Origin of the sequence: uncultured Martelella sp., from assembly GCF_963677965.2 — a bacterium.
GTDB classification, from domain to species: domain Bacteria; phylum Pseudomonadota; class Alphaproteobacteria; order Rhizobiales; family Rhizobiaceae; genus Martelella; species Martelella mangrovi.
This window is the reverse complement of the sequence record NZ_CAXXFM010000001.1, coordinates 1,855,132-1,870,889: the sequence shown is the minus strand read 5'-3', so window position 1 is coordinate 1,870,889 and position 15,758 is coordinate 1,855,132. Positions and strand designations below refer to the sequence as shown.

Below are 15,758 nucleotides of genomic sequence, written 5' to 3'. Positions count from 1 at the left end.
GCCTGCCGGGTTTCGCGTGACGATAAATCAGAATGAGGTTTGAAGTGTTCGGACAAGACAGCCGGAATGCGGGCCGACCGCGTCAATAACGCACAGCATATCGGATCGGTCCCGTCTTTTGCATGTCTCCTCCCGCCGTGGCCCGTCCTCACCGCGGGCCATCAGCTCCGACAAAATAGCACCGGTTCGGCAACACGCAACATTGCGAAAACTTCGCGCAACGATAAATTCACTGCATGGCTCCGAACCGTGCCGAAGGACGTGGTGAAAATATTTGCGTATCGCTCACCGGAGTTATTGCATTGTCTATGCATGCGTCGCGCGTAGTAATATTTCGAGGCATTCGCCCCGGTGTTTGCGTGAGGAGCGTGGGCGACCGGCGCCAATTGGGAGGAGAACATGAACAAATTACTGACCGCCGCCTCGGCGGCCCTGCTTTTGTCGTTCGGATCGGCAATTGCCGAAGTCCCGAATGATTCCAACGTCATCGCGCTGGCAAACCGGCTGGACAACACGACTTTCGCCCGCGACAAGATCGAGATCGGCAACCGCCTGGCCTATTGGGCGCCGGTGCTTGAAACACTGCTGACGATCATGCCCGACGGCTCGATCGAGCCGAACCTTGCCACCGACTGGAGCTATAACGGTGACAACACCGCGCTCACGCTCACCCTGCGCGAGGGCGTCAGCTTTACCGACGGCACGCCGTTCGATGCCGAAGCGGTGCGGGCAAACCTCGAGGCGCTTCGCACCGGCACCGGACAGAACGTCTGGATGGTACAGTCGATCAAGGACTACGATATCGTCTCGCCAACCGAGATCGTGATCCATCTGACCGAGCCCGATCCGGCGCTGGTGCGCAACCTGACGCTGGTTGCCGGCGCCATGGCAAGCCCCGCCTCGCTCGGCACCGAGGAGGCCGCCAACGTGCCCGTGGGCACGGGGCCTTATGTCTACGACACCGATGAAAGTGTAGTGGGCCGGCAATATGTCTACCAGCGCAATCCCGACTACTGGAACCCCGGGGCTTTCCCCTACGGTACGATGACCATCGCGCCGATGACCGATCTCAGCGCGCGGATGAACGCGTTGAAGTCGGGCCAGATAGATGTGGCCGCGGGCGAGACCGTCTCGGTTGCCGATGCCAAGGCCAACGGCTTTTCGGTGACCACCAACCCGGTCAACTGGCAGGGCCTCTTCCTCGCCGACCGCGATGGCACCATGAATCCAGCCCTTGCCGACCTCAGGGTGCGCAAGGCGATCAACATGGCCTTCGACCAGGATTCAATCCTGAAATATGTCGAACAGGGTTACGGCGTCGTCTCCGACCAGGTCTTTCCCGAGACCAGCATTTCCTACGACCCGGAGCTGACGAACTACTACCCCTACGATCCGGAAAAGGCGCGCGCCCTGCTTGAGGAAGCGGGTTATGGCGACGGGCTGACCCTGACCATGCCCGATGCGCCGCAATTCGCGCAATATTACCCGATCGTCGAGCAGCAGCTCAACGATATCGGGATCGAGGTCGACTGGGTGAAAGTCTCGCCCGATGCGCTGATCGCCGACATCACCAATGGCCGGTTTGGCGCGTTCTTCTTCCGGCTTGGCAACCAGTCGGACTGGGGCGACCTGCTCAAGCTCGCCTTCAAGAACTCCGCCTGGAACCCGCTCGGCGCGACCACGCCCGAAATGCAGGAACTGCTCGCCACCGCGCAGAATGCCAGCGAGGCGGACAAGCCCGTAGCCTTTCAGGCGGTGAACCGCTATCTGGTCGAAAACGCCTGGTATGCGCCATGGTATCGGCCGGAGGCGATCAGCATCACCGCGCCCGACGTGATCGAGCAGCCGATCCCCGGCAACGTCGTAACCTTCCCGGAATTCTACAGACCGGCGGAGTGAAGCCTTATAGATAAAAAATGCCGGAGACCGGCCTTCGCAGCACCCTGCGGAGGCCGGTGCGCTTTTCGGGATTTCATCGTTTCGTCAGGAAAACGAAAGCCCTTGCAGCACCTCGCCGCTGGCCTCGCCAAGCGCCTGCACCGGCTCCCAGCCGGCCGCCTCCTCGCGGATGACCATGCCGATTTTTACCTCGCGCCGGGTCAGGCCCACCGGCACCGGCACAAGCCGTGGAGAAACAGCAGCCATGGTGATGGGTTCCGGCAGCAGCGACAGGTAGTCTCCCCGCTGCAGCGAGGCGAGCGCCGTGTTGAGGCTGTCGCAGACCAACGCAATCTCGGGCGGCTGACCAAGCCGCTCGTGGATCGCGTGCATCGTGATTTCGCGGTAAGTCTGATATTCGGTATAAACCAGCCAGGGATAGTCAAGCAGCGCTTCGGAAGGAACGCGCCCTTCGGCATCGACGCGATCGAAGACCGGATGGCCCTCGCGCGCGACGATGAGATTGTTCACGACCCCCAGCTGTTTCTGCACCAGCCGCGGAAAGCGGTTCTCGGCGCTGATGCCGGAGAGGATGACGTCCAGCCGCCCCTCGCTCAGATCCTCATAGGAATCGGTGGGATGCGCGCGGTGGATCTCGAAGACCATTTTCGGGAACCGGCGCTGCATCCTGAGCATCACTTCAGGCAGGATCACCGTGCGCCAGACCGGGCCCGCGCCGATTCTCAGATGGATGCGCCCTGCGCGCCCCTCGGTCCGCAATTCCTCGTCCGTCAGCTCCCACTGGCGCATCAGCCGCAACGAGGCCGAACGCACCTTCAGCCCGAAAAGCGTCGGCCGCACGCCGCGTGCATGCCGTTCGACCAGCGGCTGTCCGAAATAGTTTTCCAGCTGCGCCAGCGACCGCGAGAGCGCGGGCTGCGTGATATGCAGCCGCTCGGCCGCCTGCCGCAGGCTGCCTTCCTTGATAATGGCCTGGAGTCGAAAGAGATGTGTGATCTGATCGAGCACGAGCAATAAACTCCACGCATTGCTTTCAGGTCTAATTGCATTATCGACGTATAGTGTCCTTGTCTAGACTGGCCAGTCTGGATGTCACCGGAGGATGCCGGCGCGGCAAGCGCGGCGGCAGACATTGAGGAGGAAAATGTATGCTGGGCTATCTGAGCCGGCGCATCGCGTCGGGGATCGTGCTCCTGTTCGCGATTTCGCTTCTGACTTTTTCGCTCATGTACGGCGCGACCGGCAACGTCGCCCGTAATTTTCTGGGCGAGAATGCCACCCAGGAACAGGTGCGCGCCCTTGAGGACGAACTGGGCATCAACCGTCCCCTGATGGTCCAGTATGGCGATTGGCTGAGCAGCGCGGTCACCGGCGATCTCGGCCGTTCCTGGACATCGAATGCCCGGGTGAGCGACGAACTCGGCCGCAGGCTGCCGGTGACGCTGTCGGTCGTCGCCATCGCCGTCGGCTTCATGGCGATCCTCTCCGCCGTGCTCGGCATTACCGCTGCGGTGCGCGGCGGCTGGTCCGACCGGCTGATCCAGGTCGGCAGCGTCATCGGTTTCGCCCTGCCGAATTTCTGGCTGGCGCTGATGCTCGTCATCGTCTTCGCGGTGAACCTGCGCTGGCTGCCGGCAACCGGCTATGTCTCGTTTTCCGCCTCACCGTCTGCCTGGCTTGCCTCCCTGGTTCTGCCCGTGGGCGCGCTCGCCTTTTCCGGCATCGCCTCCTCGTCGCAACAGGTTCGCGGCGCGGTGATCGATGCGCTCAGGGGCGATTATGTCCGCACCTTGCGCGCCCGCGGCATCAGCCCGCGCTCGATCCTCTTCCGCCACGTGCTGCGCAATGCCATGCCCGCAGCGCTCACCGTGCTTTCAGTGCAGTTCATCGCCCTACTCGGGGGTGCGGCGATCATCGAGAGGGTCTTCGCGATCCCCGGCATGGGATCGCTCACCGTCACCTCCGCTCTGGCGGGCGACGTGCCGATGCTGATGGGCATTGTCGTCACCCTCATCATTCTGGTGCTGCTGGTGAATATCCTGATCGACATCATCAATGCGTGGCTCAACCCGAAGGTGCGCGTATCATGAGTGATCCGAACGTCGCAGAGCTGCCGCTCCCCAAAGGCCCGGCACGGGAAAGCTTCTTCCTTTCGGTCCTTCGCAATCCGCTTGGACTGCTGGCGATCATCCTGCTCGGCCTGGTGATCCTGACCGCGATCTTCGCGCCGGTGCTGGCCCCCAACGACCCGACGCGGGTTCAGATCTTCTCGGTCAATGCCCCGCCCGGCCAGGGCTATCTTCTGGGCGGCGACGGTTCGGGCCGCGACATCTTCAGCCGGCTGATCTACGGCGCCCGAAACACTTTGACGGGCGCGCTCATCGCGGTTTGCGTTTCGGGGCTGATCGGCGTTTCCGCCGGGCTTTTCGCTGGTTATCACGGCCGCCGCTTCGATCTCGTCGCCAGTTGGATCTTCGATGCCTTCATGGCGCTGCCGGCGATCATCGTGCTGCTGGCGCTCTATCAGTCGCTCGGCTCGTCGATCTACATCTCCATGGGGGTTTTCGGCGTTCTGCTGTCGCCGGGCTTCTTCCGCCTGACCCGCAATCTGGTGCAGGGTATCAAGCACGAGCTCTATATCGACGCCGCGCGCGTCTCGGGCCTGTCGGATATCAGGATCATCGTGCGCCACATCCTTCTGGTGGTGCGCGCGCCGCTCATCATTCAGGTTTCCATCGTCTCGGGCGTTGCCATCGTCATTCAGGCGGGGCTGGAATTTCTCGGCCTCGGCGATCCGTCCGTGCCAACCTGGGGCGGCATGTTGCAGGACGCCTTTGCCAACATGTTCACCGCGCCGGTCTCGCTGATCTGGCCGGGCCTGACCATCGCGATCACCGTGGCATCCTTCGTGCTGCTGGCCAATGCCATCCGCGACCGCATGCAATCGGGCGGCTCGACCACCCACCGCAAGCCGAAGCTTCCGCCGGCGACGGCGACCACAACAGCAAAGCCGACGCAGGACCCCGACATCGTGCTCGATGTGCGCGACCTCGTCGTCGCCTATCCCGATGGCGACGCGTGGCGCGAGGTCGTCAAAGGCGTATCGCTTGAGGTGCGCAAGGGCGATGTGCTGGGCCTTGTCGGCGAAAGCGGCTCGGGCAAGACCCAGACGGCTTTTGCCATTCTCGGCCTGCTGTCCACCGGCGGCCGTATCCTCGGCGGGTCGATCTTCTTCGACGGGCAGGATCTGTCCAAACTCTCGGAGGCCGAAATCCGGGCGCTGCGCGGTCGCCGCATCGCCTATGTGCCGCAGGAGCCGATGTCGAACCTCGATCCGTCGTTCCGCATCGGCTACCAGCTTGTCGAACCCATGTGCACCGTTCTCGGGATTTCGCGCGCCGAGGCGAAAAAGCGCGCGCTGAAGCTTCTGGCCCGCGTCGGCCTGCCCGACCCGGAGCGCACCTTCCGCTCCTATCCGCACCAGATTTCGGGCGGCATGGCGCAGCGCGTGCTGATTGCCGGCGCCGTCTCCTGCAATCCCGACCTGCTGATCGCCGACGAGCCGACCACCGCGCTCGACGTGACGATCCAGGCCGAGGTGCTCGACCTGCTGCGCGATCTCGAGGCCGAATTCCACATGTCGGTGATCCTCGTTACCCACAATTTCGGCGTGGTCGCCGACAGCTGCAACAAGGTGGCGGTGATGAATGACGGCCGCGTGGTCGAGGCCAACGACGTCAACGCGCTCTTCGCCGCGCCGCAGCACGACTATACCCGCATGCTGCTCGGCTCCGTGCTCGAAGACGGCGACACCCGCACCTACACGCCGCCCAAGCAGGCTTCGACCGCCAATGAGGTGACCGCATGACCGACCAGACGCTCATCGATTGCAGGGAGGTGAATGTGCATTTCGGCGCGCTTCACGTCCTCAAGAATGTCAATCTCGATATCCGCCGGGGCGAGACGGTGGGTCTCGTCGGCGAAAGCGGGTCGGGCAAGACCACGCTCGGCCGCTCGATCCTCGGCATCGGGCCGGTCACCTCGGGAAGCATTCGCTATGAAGATCAGGAGATCGCCGGCCGCAGCCCGCGCGAGCGCGGCGCGGCAGGCTCCGAAATCCAGGCGGTGTTTCAGGACCCCTACACCTCGCTCAACCCGTCGATGACGATCGAGGACATCCTGATCGAACCGATTGTCGCCCGCCGCCGGCAAAGCGCCAGCGAGGCCCGGCGACAGGTGCGCGATCTGCTCGACCATGTGAAGCTGCCCGCCGATGCCGCCCACCGCTTTCCGCGGGAATTTTCCGGCGGCCAGCGCCAGCGTGTGGCCATTGCCCGCGCGCTTGCCCTGTCGCCGCGCCTTATCGTCTGCGACGAACCGGTGTCCGCGCTCGATCTTTCGACCCAGGCGCGGGTGCTGGACCTTTTCATCCAGATCCAGCAAGAGACCGGCGTGGCCTATCTGTTCGTCTCGCACGACCTTGCCGTCGTTCGCCACATCTCCCACCGGGTCGCGGTCATGCGCGGCGGCGAGGTGGTGGAATTCGGCGAATGCGATCAGGTCACCGCCCGGCCGAACCACGCCTATACGCGGCGACTGCTGCTGGCGGCGCCGGTCGCCGATCCCGTCCGGCAGGCAAAGCGCCGCGCCGAATTCAAAGCCATGAAGGAGGGCTGAACCATGCGCGCCATCGTCTTGATGTTCGACAGTCTGAACCGCCGTATGCTGCCCTGCTACGGCAACACGTCCACCCATGCGCCGAATTTTTCCCGGCTGGCCGAACGCACGGCGGTCTTCGACACCTGCTATGCCGGCTCCATGCCCTGCATGCCGGCGCGGCGCGAGATGCACACCGGGCGCTACAACTTCCTGCATCGTTCCTGGAGCCCGATCGAGCCCTTCGACGACAGCGTGCCCGAGATGCTGCGCAAGGCCGGCATCTATACCCATCTCATCACCGACCATCAGCATTACTGGGAGGATGGCGGCGCCACCTATCATAACCGGTTTTCCTCCTACGAGTTCTTCCGCGGCCAGGAAGGCGACCTCTGGAAGGGCGACGTGACCGGCATCGACCGCGATCAGCTCGGCAATTTCGCCTATCGGATGCGCCAGCAGGACAAGGTCAACCGCCGTCACATGGCAAGCGAGGCCGATCATCCGCAGACCGGCGTGTTCGACGCCGGGCTGGAGTTCATCACCACCAATGCCGGTGAGGATGACTGGATGGTGCAGATCGAGACCTTCGATCCGCACGAGCCATTCTTCTCCTATGACCGCTGGCACCGGCTTTATCCGGATAATGGAAAGGACTTCGACTGGCCGCCCTATGACCGCGTGACCGAGGACGAGGCGACGGTAACCCAGGGGCGCAACCGCTATCTCGCCCTGCTTTCCATGTGCGATGCCAATCTGGGCCGGTTGCTCGACCTGATGGACGAGCGCGATATGTGGAAGGACACGATGCTGATCGTGTGCACCGACCACGGCTATATGCTGGGCGAGAAAGGCTGGTGGTCGAAATCGGTGATGCCCTGGTATGACGAGACGATCCACACACCCCTTTTCGTCTGGGACCCGCGCGCGGCGGTCAAGGGCGAACGCCGCAAGTCGCTGGTGCAGACCATCGATATCGGCCCGACCCTGCTCGACCTCTTCGGCCAGGCGCCCACCCGCGACATGGAAGGACAGGCCCTGTCCCGGACAGTCAGGTCAGACACGCCCGTGCGCGAGGCAGGCCTGTTCGGCATGTTCGGCAGCCATGTGAGTGTGACCGACGGGCGCTATGTCTATATGCGCGCTTCCGCCACGCCCGAAAACCGGCCTCTTTTTGAACACACGCTCATGCCCACCCATATGCGCGCCCGGTTCTCGCCGGAGGAGCTGGCGGAGGCCGAGCTTTTCCCGCCGTCCTTTTCCTTCACCAAGGGCGCGCCGGTGCTCAAGATGCCGGCATGGACCATGGGTTCGCCCTGGAGCTACGGCACGCTGCTGTTCGATCTCGAAACAGATCCCGAGCAGGAGACGCCGCTCGACGATCCCGCGCTGGAGTTACGGATGATCGGCCTTCTGGTCGACCTCATGCGCCGCAACGAGGCGCCCGCCGAACAATTCGAGCGGCTCGGCCTGCCCGCAACCGGCACGCCCGACGAAACCCACCTTCTGGTCCGCGCGCAATGGGCGCAGGTGCAGACCGGCCGCCGCCGCGCCCTGCGGGAAAGCGATTTCCCCGACGACGCCCGCATTGCCACGACGACCATCGGGGAACTGATGAAAACCCCCGCCCGCGACCTGCTGTCCAAACGCCTGCCACAGCCGCAGAACGACATGATGGCCTATCTGATGTCCGGCAAGACCATCGTCCAGCTCGCCGCCACCCATCCCGAACTGACCCGCGACCGCCTCGAGGAGATCGAACGCGACCTTGCCGCACTCAGCCCATCATGAGGCTCGGCCTCGGTATGGCGTTCCCTCCGCGACCCCGGCGCGGGCGTGCATAATAGCCACATCGCGAGAGCCTATATGCCGGCCTGGCGGGTCTTTGCGCTGCTTTAGTTGAGATCAGGGATCCCGTTTTCCGCCACCAAGCGTCAGGAACATATTTCACCCCCTCCTGCCAAAAGCGGTTCGTGTTTCAGGACGCAGAGCATGATGCACTGCGCCCTGATATGACTGTGGGCAATCCCGTAAGCCTGAGATCAACCGGTCAGGCGGTGCCTATTCAGCGCTGCAGTCCCAGCTGAAGCGTGAGAAATCGGTGTCCCAGCTCATCATCGGCACGAACTCGTAGCCCTGAAGGCAGTTGCTTGCCGCGTAGCGGCGATTTTCCACAAGCATGAAGACATCCGGCTGCTGTGCGACGATCTTGCGCTGCAACTCCTTGTAGATGTCATTCTGCTTGTCGACTTCGGTCGTGGTGCGGGCATCCTCGATCAGTGCATCGACTTCTGGGTCCTGCAGCCATTCCATCGAGGCCCATGTGCCCGACGCGGCCGAGTCGTACTGCACGTAGAACACGCTGTCGGGGGACGGATAGCTCGGGCCGTTGAAGACCTGGGTCGTGTTCGGCGTCGTCTCGGGCTTGGCGGCAAGCTCGGTGATGCGGTTCCACGGCTCCGGACGCACGTCCAGCGTGACCCCGATCTGTTCGAGATTGGCCTGCATCAGCAGCGCGATGTCTTCCTCGAAGGAAAGCCCGGCCACATAGGAATGGGTCAGGGTAATGTCCTGCCCGGCATATTTCGACTTGGCCAGTTCTTCGCGCGCCTTTTCCAGATTGTATTCCGGCGTCGGCAGATCGCCGGCATAGGCATCGGCAAAGGCCGACGCCATCGGGCCGGAAAGCTCCGAACCCGGATAGATGGCCTCGCGGATTGTCGCATAGTCGGTCGCATAGGCAATCGCGCGGCGCACGTGAATGTCATCGGTCGGCGGCAGCTTGGTGTTCATCTTGATGTAGAAGGCCGTTGCCGTCGGCGTCTCGATGAGCTTGTAGCCGTCCATCGCGCCGATGGCTTCATAGGTCTCGTTGGCCTGCGAATCCGATGACATGCCAAGCTCGCCCTTGGTCGCCAGCGCCTTCACGGTCGCTTCGTCATTGGTGATGACAAAACGAATTTCGTCGATCGGCGTGCCGCGGTCCCACCCGCCGTGATAATCCGCGTAACGCTCAACCACCATCTGCGAACCGCGCTTCCAGTCCTCGAGCGCGTACGGCCCTGCCCCGACGCTGTGGCTGGCGATGTAATCGCTGGCCCACTCCTCGTCGCTGTTGGCCTTTGCCTCATCCTCGTTGACCACGAGGATCAGCGGCGTTGTCGTCAGGAAAGGCGCATAGACCTTGGTCAGGCCGATTTCGACGGTCTTGCTGTCCACCGCCTTCAGCTTGTCGGGGTCGATCAGCTTGGAAAACAGATAGGACGGGCCCTCATTGATCGCCAGCAGACGCTTCAGCGTGTAGACGACGTCGGATGCCTCGACCGGCGAACCATCCTGAAAGGTCGCGCCGTCCTTCAGCTTGAAGGTGTAGGTCAGATTGTCGTCCGAAACGGTCCAGCTTTCGGCGAGCTGCGGCACGATGGAGCCGTCGCCGGCCACCGTCGTCAGGCCGTCATAGAGGTTCACCGCTGCCATGTATTCGGTGTAGTCGTTGATGCGCGCCGGGTCGATGGTGCCGAACACCTGCGTGGCGTTGACCACGATCGAAACCTTGTCCTGCGCGGCCGCCGGGACCAGCGCGGTGGAAGCCGAAGCAGCGAGCGCCAGCCCGGCGACCGCAAGCATTTTCCGTGTCATTGCAAGTTCCTCTCTTTTTGAGATCTCAGTTACATTCTGAATTTATTTTCTTGTTATCGTTCAGTTTTTCGACAGGCATGAAGTCGTGATCATAGCCAAAATAGCCCGGCCCCACGAGCGCGAGTCCCGCTTCCGTGCGCCATTTCGCGTCGGCCGGCAGACCGGTGAACTCCACCAGCAGGCCATAACGCATCTGTTCGGTGGTCACCGGCATGCCGGCATCGGCATCCAGCGCGCAGATCAGGTCGGGCGTTGTCGCCATGACGGCTCCCGCATCGTCGCGGGCCACGAGAAACTCGTTCTGGAAATCGACGCTGAACTGCCGCCCGGCAAAGTCATCCGTGCCCTTGATGATCGCCCGCCCCCGGGCGAAACCGCCGACGGTCCTGCGCTCGATATCGACCACACGGCCAGTGAAAAGGTGGTGGCCTGAAAACCGGGCGCGCAGCGCAGCGCCGGGATGGCGATGGGCCTTGCGCTCGGCCATCAGCGTTTTGCCGATGTCGCGGATCATCGTCATCGTGCCCGGCAGAATGCTGTCGCGCATCTGGGCGCCGGTCATGGAATAGGCCGCCACCAGCGCCGCGCCGCCCATCTGCACCGTATCGGCACGGGCCAGCCGCTCGGTCCAGAGATTGTCGACGGCATTGATCAGCACGGAATTGCCCTTGTCGTCGGCCAGCACCAGAGGCGTGGCGCGAATGCCCGACATCGTGAAGGATACCATCTGCAGTTCCGGGAAGGCGCGGCCCATGCCGTCGCCATCGATCAGCGGCAGGCCCGTGGCCGCCGCGACGGCAAACGGAATGGTGGAGTTGAGGCCGCCGGCTTCCACGCACATCAGCGCCGTGGCCTTCTTGCCGAGATAGGCCTCGAGCTGGGCAAGAGCGGCCATGATTTCATCGCCGCTCGGCAATTTTTCCAGCATCACCGTCGGCGCGCCCATCATGAACACCGGCACGCACAGCGCATCGTCAGCCACATCGGCAGGGTCGATCAACGTGACCGGTCCGGTTTTAGAAAGTGCGGCCTTGGCCATCAGCTTGCCGATATAGGGGTCCCCGCCCCCGCCGGTGCCCAGAAAGGCGCCGCCCAGCGCGATGGCGTCCAGTTCGTCGGCATTGATCAGCGTTTTCGCCATGGCGATCAGGCTCCTGCAAACGGACGGTAGGTGACATCGGAAAACCCGAAAGCCTTCGGGCCGACGACCTCCAGAGCTGCCGGCGACTGCAGCAGCGGATGGCAGGGCAGGACAAGGATGGCGACGCGCTGCCCGTAGCGCAGCATTTCCGTGGTGATGGCATGCCCGCTGTCGATATCCAGAACCACGATCAGGTCCGGCACGGACACTTTCACTTCGCCCTCGTGGGTGAACACCAGATTCTCGTTCTGGATCATCACCGAGGCCGCCTCGCCGCTGTGGTTGTCGACGCCGGCGAGCATCGCCTCGCCGACCACGAAACCGCCGCGCAGATGGCGCTTCAGATCGGTGATCTTGCCGGAGAAGATGTGCTTGCCTTTTTCACGCTCGCAGATGGCGGCGATCGGATCGCGGTGCTGGCGTTGGGCATCCATGACCGCCCGGCCCAGCGCAATCGCCTGGGTATAGGAGTTCGGTATGGCGAATTTCTTCAGGAAGGCCCCGGCCATCGGCGCCGCCGCCATATCGGAGCCGCCGCCCTGCGCGACCACACAGGCGCGCGCCATGCGCTCGTGGAAAATCTCCGTCACGGCATGTTTGAACACAACGATATTGCCGTGAACATCGCACATCACGCTTGGCGTCGAGGTGTGGCCGTAGATGGAATAGGTCGTCATCTGCATTTCCGGAAACGCCCGGCCCATGCCGTCGCAATCGACCACCGGAAGGCCGGTCATGCCGCCGACGATCAGCGGTTCCATGGCGTTGGAGCCGCCGATTTCCTCGCAGACGATGAGGTCGACCGGAAACCCCTGCATGTCTTCGATCGCCCGCACGCAGCGCAGGCCTTCGCGCCCCTCGCGGAGGCGTTCATGGCCGACAACGGGCGCGCCGATGCCGCCGAGCGAAACACAGCAGGCCTCGTCCGGCACCTTGTCGAGCGGCAGGATGGAAAGCGTATAGCCGTCCTCCAGCGCCTGACGCGCGCGCAGCTTTCCGATATAGGGATTGCCGCCGCCGCCGGTGCCCAGAATGGCCGAGCCGATTTCCAGCGCTTCGATATCCTCGCGGTCGAGGACCCACAGGTCGGCCGGGTCGAATTCAAGTTTCGGACGGGAAAGGGTCTCAGACATTGACGCCTCCCATCTCGCCGACGACCTTCACATGAATGCGGGTCGCATTGCCCGGAAGATAGGCAAGCGGCACATCCTCGCGCTCGATCACCTCGATGGTTTCGGCAAGGGCGCCGGCGGCGACCGCCTTTTCCGTCGCTTCCTTTTCGGCTTCGGCAAGGCAAAGCTCGCGTGTCAACCCGTTCTCGAGCGCATAGACGCGATCAACCTCGCCGGAGATCTGGGCAATCGCCGCGCCGACGGCATTGGCGACGGCAAAGTTCTTGGGCCTGATCACGTCGAGATCGCCAAGTCGGTCGGGCATCAGGATCGAACCGCCGCCGACGGCAATGACCGGAATGGGTTCCGGCGACATCCGGCTGCGCTCGACGGCGTTTTCCAGCATGGCGATCATTTCCGCCTCGGCGGCCCGGGCGAGTTCCGTGTCGACATCACTGACGCGGGCGGCATCACCGACGGCGGCAGAACCGAGCGAAACGGCAATGTCGGTTGCCGTCAGCGTTTCGCCGCCGAAAACCCTGGCGTCCTTCGTGATCCGGTAGCCGACCGACTGCGGGCCGACGGTGACCTTGCCGGTATGGTCCTTGCGCACCAGCGAACCGCCGCCAAGGCCGATGGAAAAGACATCCGGCATGCGGAAATTGGTGCGCACCCCGCCGACATCGACAACGGTTGCCGCCTGACGGGGAAAGCCCGCATGCAGCGAGCCGACATCGCTAGTCGTGCCGCCGATATCGACGACGATGGCTTCGCGCACGCCCGTCAGGAAGGCCGCGCCGCGCATCGAGTTGGTCGGACCGGAGGCAAAGGTGAGGACCGGGAAACGGCGGACGACGTCGGCGGCCATCAGCGTGCCGTCATTCTGGGTGATGTAGAACGGGCAGACGAGACCGGCATCGGCGAGCGCCTTTGCGAATGCGCTGACCGTGCGGTCGGCAAGCGAAAGCAGGCTGGCATTCATGATCGCTGCGCTTTCCCGCTCCAGAAGCCCGATCCGGCCGATATCGGTCGAGATAACGACCGGGAGACCGGGGCAGTGCTTTTCGAGTAGCGCCCTGGCCTTTTCTTCCATGGCGTGGTTGATCGGCGCGAAGACACAGGTGATTGCGGCAGCCTTGATGTCATTATCGCGGATTTCTCCGGCGATGCGCACGATCTCTGCCTCGTCCAGCGGCGAGATTTCACGCCCGTCGAATTCATAGCCGCCCTTGACCAGATAGCCGCGATTGCCGACGACCTCCTTCAGATCGTCCGGCCAGTCGACCATCGGCGGCAGGCATGCCGTTGCCGGCAGGCCGAGGCGGATGGCGGCCACCTTGTTCAGATGGCGGCGCTCGATCACGGCATTGGTGAAATGCGTGGTGCCGATCATCACATTGCCGATTTTCGCGCGGTCGATCACGGCCTTGGCAATAGCCCCTTCCAGCGCCTCGATCACGCCACTGGTCACGTCTTCCGTGGTCGAGGCCTTGACACCCGAAAGCACCGTGTTGCCATCCATCACCACGGCATCGGTATTCGTGCCGCCGACATCAATTCCCAGTCGATACACGTGGGTACTCCTTGTCTTTTCGCCGCCTTTAGCGCGGCACTCGCAATGTTTCGTCTTCGCCCTGCTCGCCGGTGCTCTGCACCAGGAAGCGGGCGCGTTCGGCGGCGCTGACCTTCGGCTTTTCCGCCTCTTCCTCATCACTGAGAACCGGAATGGCGGCGATCAGCGCGCGGGTGTAAGGGTGTTCGGGACGGGCGAAGACATCCGCGGTCGGTCCCTGTTCGATGATTTCGCCCTTCAGCATGATGGCGATGCGCGAGCAGAAATTGCGCATCAGCGAGAGGTCATGGCTGATGATCACATAGGTGAGGCCGAGCTCTTCACGCAGCGTCAGCAGCAGTTCGACCACCGTCTTCTGGACCGAAACATCGAGCGCCGATGTCGGCTCGTCCAGAATGATGATGCGCGGCTCGGCGGCAAGCGCGCGGGCAATGGCGACGCGCTGTTTCTGCCCGCCGGAAAGCTCATGCGGATATTTGGAAAGGAAATTTTCCGGCAGCCGCACCAGCGCCAGCAGCTCCTTCTTGCGGGCCTCCGCCCTATGGCGGTCATAGCCGCCGTAATTCAGCGGAACCGACAGGGTCTGCGAGACGGTGCGCTTGGGGTTCAGCGACGTGCCGGGGTTCTGGTAGACAATCTGCGTCAGCCGGCGCGGGTCGGCCGTCTCAGCGGCCGCGCCAACCTGAATGGTCCCCGACGTCGGTTTCAGAAGGCGCATGATCATGCGCGCAACCGTGGTTTTGCCGGAGCCGCTTTCGCCCGCGATCCCGAACACTTCGCCTTCGGCAATCGACAGGCTGATCGATTTCGCCGCATGGTGGCCGGGCCCGCGTGACATGAGAATGCCCTTCGAGCGGTAGACCTTGTCGACATTGTCCAGCGTCACGATCGGCGGCTTGTCGCTGACGGGCTGGTTGACCACGCGCGAACCGTAGAGCGGGGGCACCGCTTCCATCAGGTCGCGGGTATAGCGCTCCCGCGGCGCGTTGAAGATGACTTCCAGCCGTCCCTCTTCCACGATCTCGCCATGGCGCATCACCAGAACGCGGTCCGCCGTCTGGCGCACCACGCCGAGATTGTGGGTGATCATCAGCAGCGACAGGCCCTCGTCGCCGACAAGGCGGTTGATCAGCTTCAGGATCTCGTCCTGCGTGGTCACGTCCAGCGCCGTGCCCGGCTCGTCGGCGATCAGAAGATCGGGCTGGTGCAGCAGCGAAAGCGCGATCAGCACGCGTTGGCGCATGCCGCCGGACAGTTCGTTCGGCCATGCATTGAAAATGCGCTCGGGGTCTGCCAGCTGAACGCGGCGGAGAACGTCGAAAATCCGGCTTTTGCGCTGTCGGGCGTTACTGACCGTGGCATTGCGTCGGTCGGCGTAATAGAGCACGTCGTCCAGAAGCTTTCCGATCCTGAACACCGGATTGAAGGAGGACAGCGGGTCCTGCATGATGATCGAAAAGGCAGAGCCCTTCAGGCCGTCACGGTCACGCGGCGACATGGCGAACACATCGGCGCCCCGATAGAAGATATTGCCGCTTTCGATCGCCGCATTGTCCGGCAGGGTGCCGAGAATGGCCTTCGAGGTCACGGATTTTCCCGAACCGGTCTCGCCGATCAGGGCCACGCGCTCGCCGGCGGCGATCTCGAAACCGATATCCTTCAGCACGTGGTTGCGGCGGCCATAGCCGGTAAAGGCGATGTTGAGGTTTTCAACCTTGAGCAGGGGGACAGCCATCGG

The 15,758-nt window shown here is 63.2% G+C and carries 11 protein-coding genes; 5 read left to right on the top strand and 6 right to left on the bottom strand.

Going from position 1 to position 15,758, the window contains the following annotated elements:
- Nucleotides 1-399: 399 nt before the first annotated feature.
- Nucleotides 400-1,899 (top strand): ABC transporter substrate-binding protein, encoded by a 1,500-nt coding sequence (locus ACHZCU_RS08850; RefSeq protein ID WP_319518474.1) that lies wholly within the window; start codon nt 400-402, stop codon nt 1,897-1,899.
- 84 nt (nt 1,900-1,983) lie between these two features.
- On the opposite strand, the gene ACHZCU_RS08845 is transcribed toward ACHZCU_RS08850, so the two are convergent.
- Entirely contained in the window at nt 1,984-2,907 is a 924-nt protein-coding gene (locus ACHZCU_RS08845; protein ID WP_319518473.1) for a LysR family transcriptional regulator, read from the bottom strand.
- A gap of 140 nt (nt 2,908-3,047) precedes the next feature.
- Between ACHZCU_RS08845 and ACHZCU_RS08840 the strand changes: the two genes are divergently transcribed.
- From ACHZCU_RS08840 to ACHZCU_RS08825, 4 genes are read left to right on the top strand one after another with little or no spacing between them, the layout of a single operon-like run.
- Entirely contained in the window at nt 3,048-3,989 is a 942-nt protein-coding gene (locus tag ACHZCU_RS08840) for an ABC transporter permease (protein WP_106303976.1), read from the top strand.
- Entirely contained in the window at nt 3,986-5,767 is a 1,782-nt protein-coding gene (locus ACHZCU_RS08835; RefSeq protein ID WP_319518472.1) for a dipeptide/oligopeptide/nickel ABC transporter permease/ATP-binding protein, read from the top strand. The genes ACHZCU_RS08840 and ACHZCU_RS08835 overlap by 4 nt, the downstream gene beginning before the upstream one ends.
- Complete coding sequence (locus ACHZCU_RS08830; protein WP_319518471.1) at nt 5,764-6,576, top strand: ABC transporter ATP-binding protein; 813 nt, start codon at nt 5,764-5,766, stop codon at nt 6,574-6,576. Before ACHZCU_RS08835 ends, ACHZCU_RS08830 begins: the two co-directional genes overlap by 4 nt.
- Nucleotides 6,577-6,579: 3 nt before the next feature.
- Complete coding sequence (locus tag ACHZCU_RS08825; protein ID WP_319518470.1) at nt 6,580-8,346, top strand: sulfatase; 1,767 nt, start codon at nt 6,580-6,582, stop codon at nt 8,344-8,346.
- A gap of 270 nt (nt 8,347-8,616) precedes the next feature.
- Here ACHZCU_RS08825 and ACHZCU_RS08820 read toward each other — a convergent pair whose 3' ends face one another.
- From ACHZCU_RS08820 to ACHZCU_RS08800, 5 genes are read right to left on the bottom strand one after another with little or no spacing between them, the layout of a single operon-like run.
- Nucleotides 8,617-10,194, bottom strand: coding sequence for an ABC transporter substrate-binding protein (locus ACHZCU_RS08820; RefSeq protein ID WP_319518469.1), 1,578 nt, complete (start codon nt 10,192-10,194; stop codon nt 8,617-8,619).
- 25 nt (nt 10,195-10,219) lie between these two features.
- Nucleotides 10,220-11,335 (bottom strand): DUF917 domain-containing protein, encoded by a 1,116-nt coding sequence (locus ACHZCU_RS08815; protein WP_319518468.1) that lies wholly within the window; start codon nt 11,333-11,335, stop codon nt 10,220-10,222.
- A gap of 5 nt (nt 11,336-11,340) precedes the next feature.
- Nucleotides 11,341-12,468 carry a DUF917 domain-containing protein gene (locus ACHZCU_RS08810; RefSeq protein ID WP_319518467.1) on the bottom strand — a complete coding sequence of 376 codons (1,128 nt, stop codon included), beginning with the start codon at nt 12,466-12,468 and terminating at the stop codon, nt 11,341-11,343.
- Entirely contained in the window at nt 12,461-14,020 is a 1,560-nt protein-coding gene (locus tag ACHZCU_RS08805) for a hydantoinase/oxoprolinase family protein (protein ID WP_319518466.1), read from the bottom strand. The genes ACHZCU_RS08810 and ACHZCU_RS08805 overlap by 8 nt, the downstream gene beginning before the upstream one ends.
- Before the next feature lie 28 nt (nt 14,021-14,048).
- Nucleotides 14,049-15,755, bottom strand: a complete 1,707-nt coding sequence (locus ACHZCU_RS08800) for an ABC transporter ATP-binding protein (RefSeq protein WP_319518465.1) — start codon at nt 15,753-15,755, stop codon at nt 14,049-14,051.
- Nucleotides 15,756-15,758: the final 3 nt, after the last annotated feature.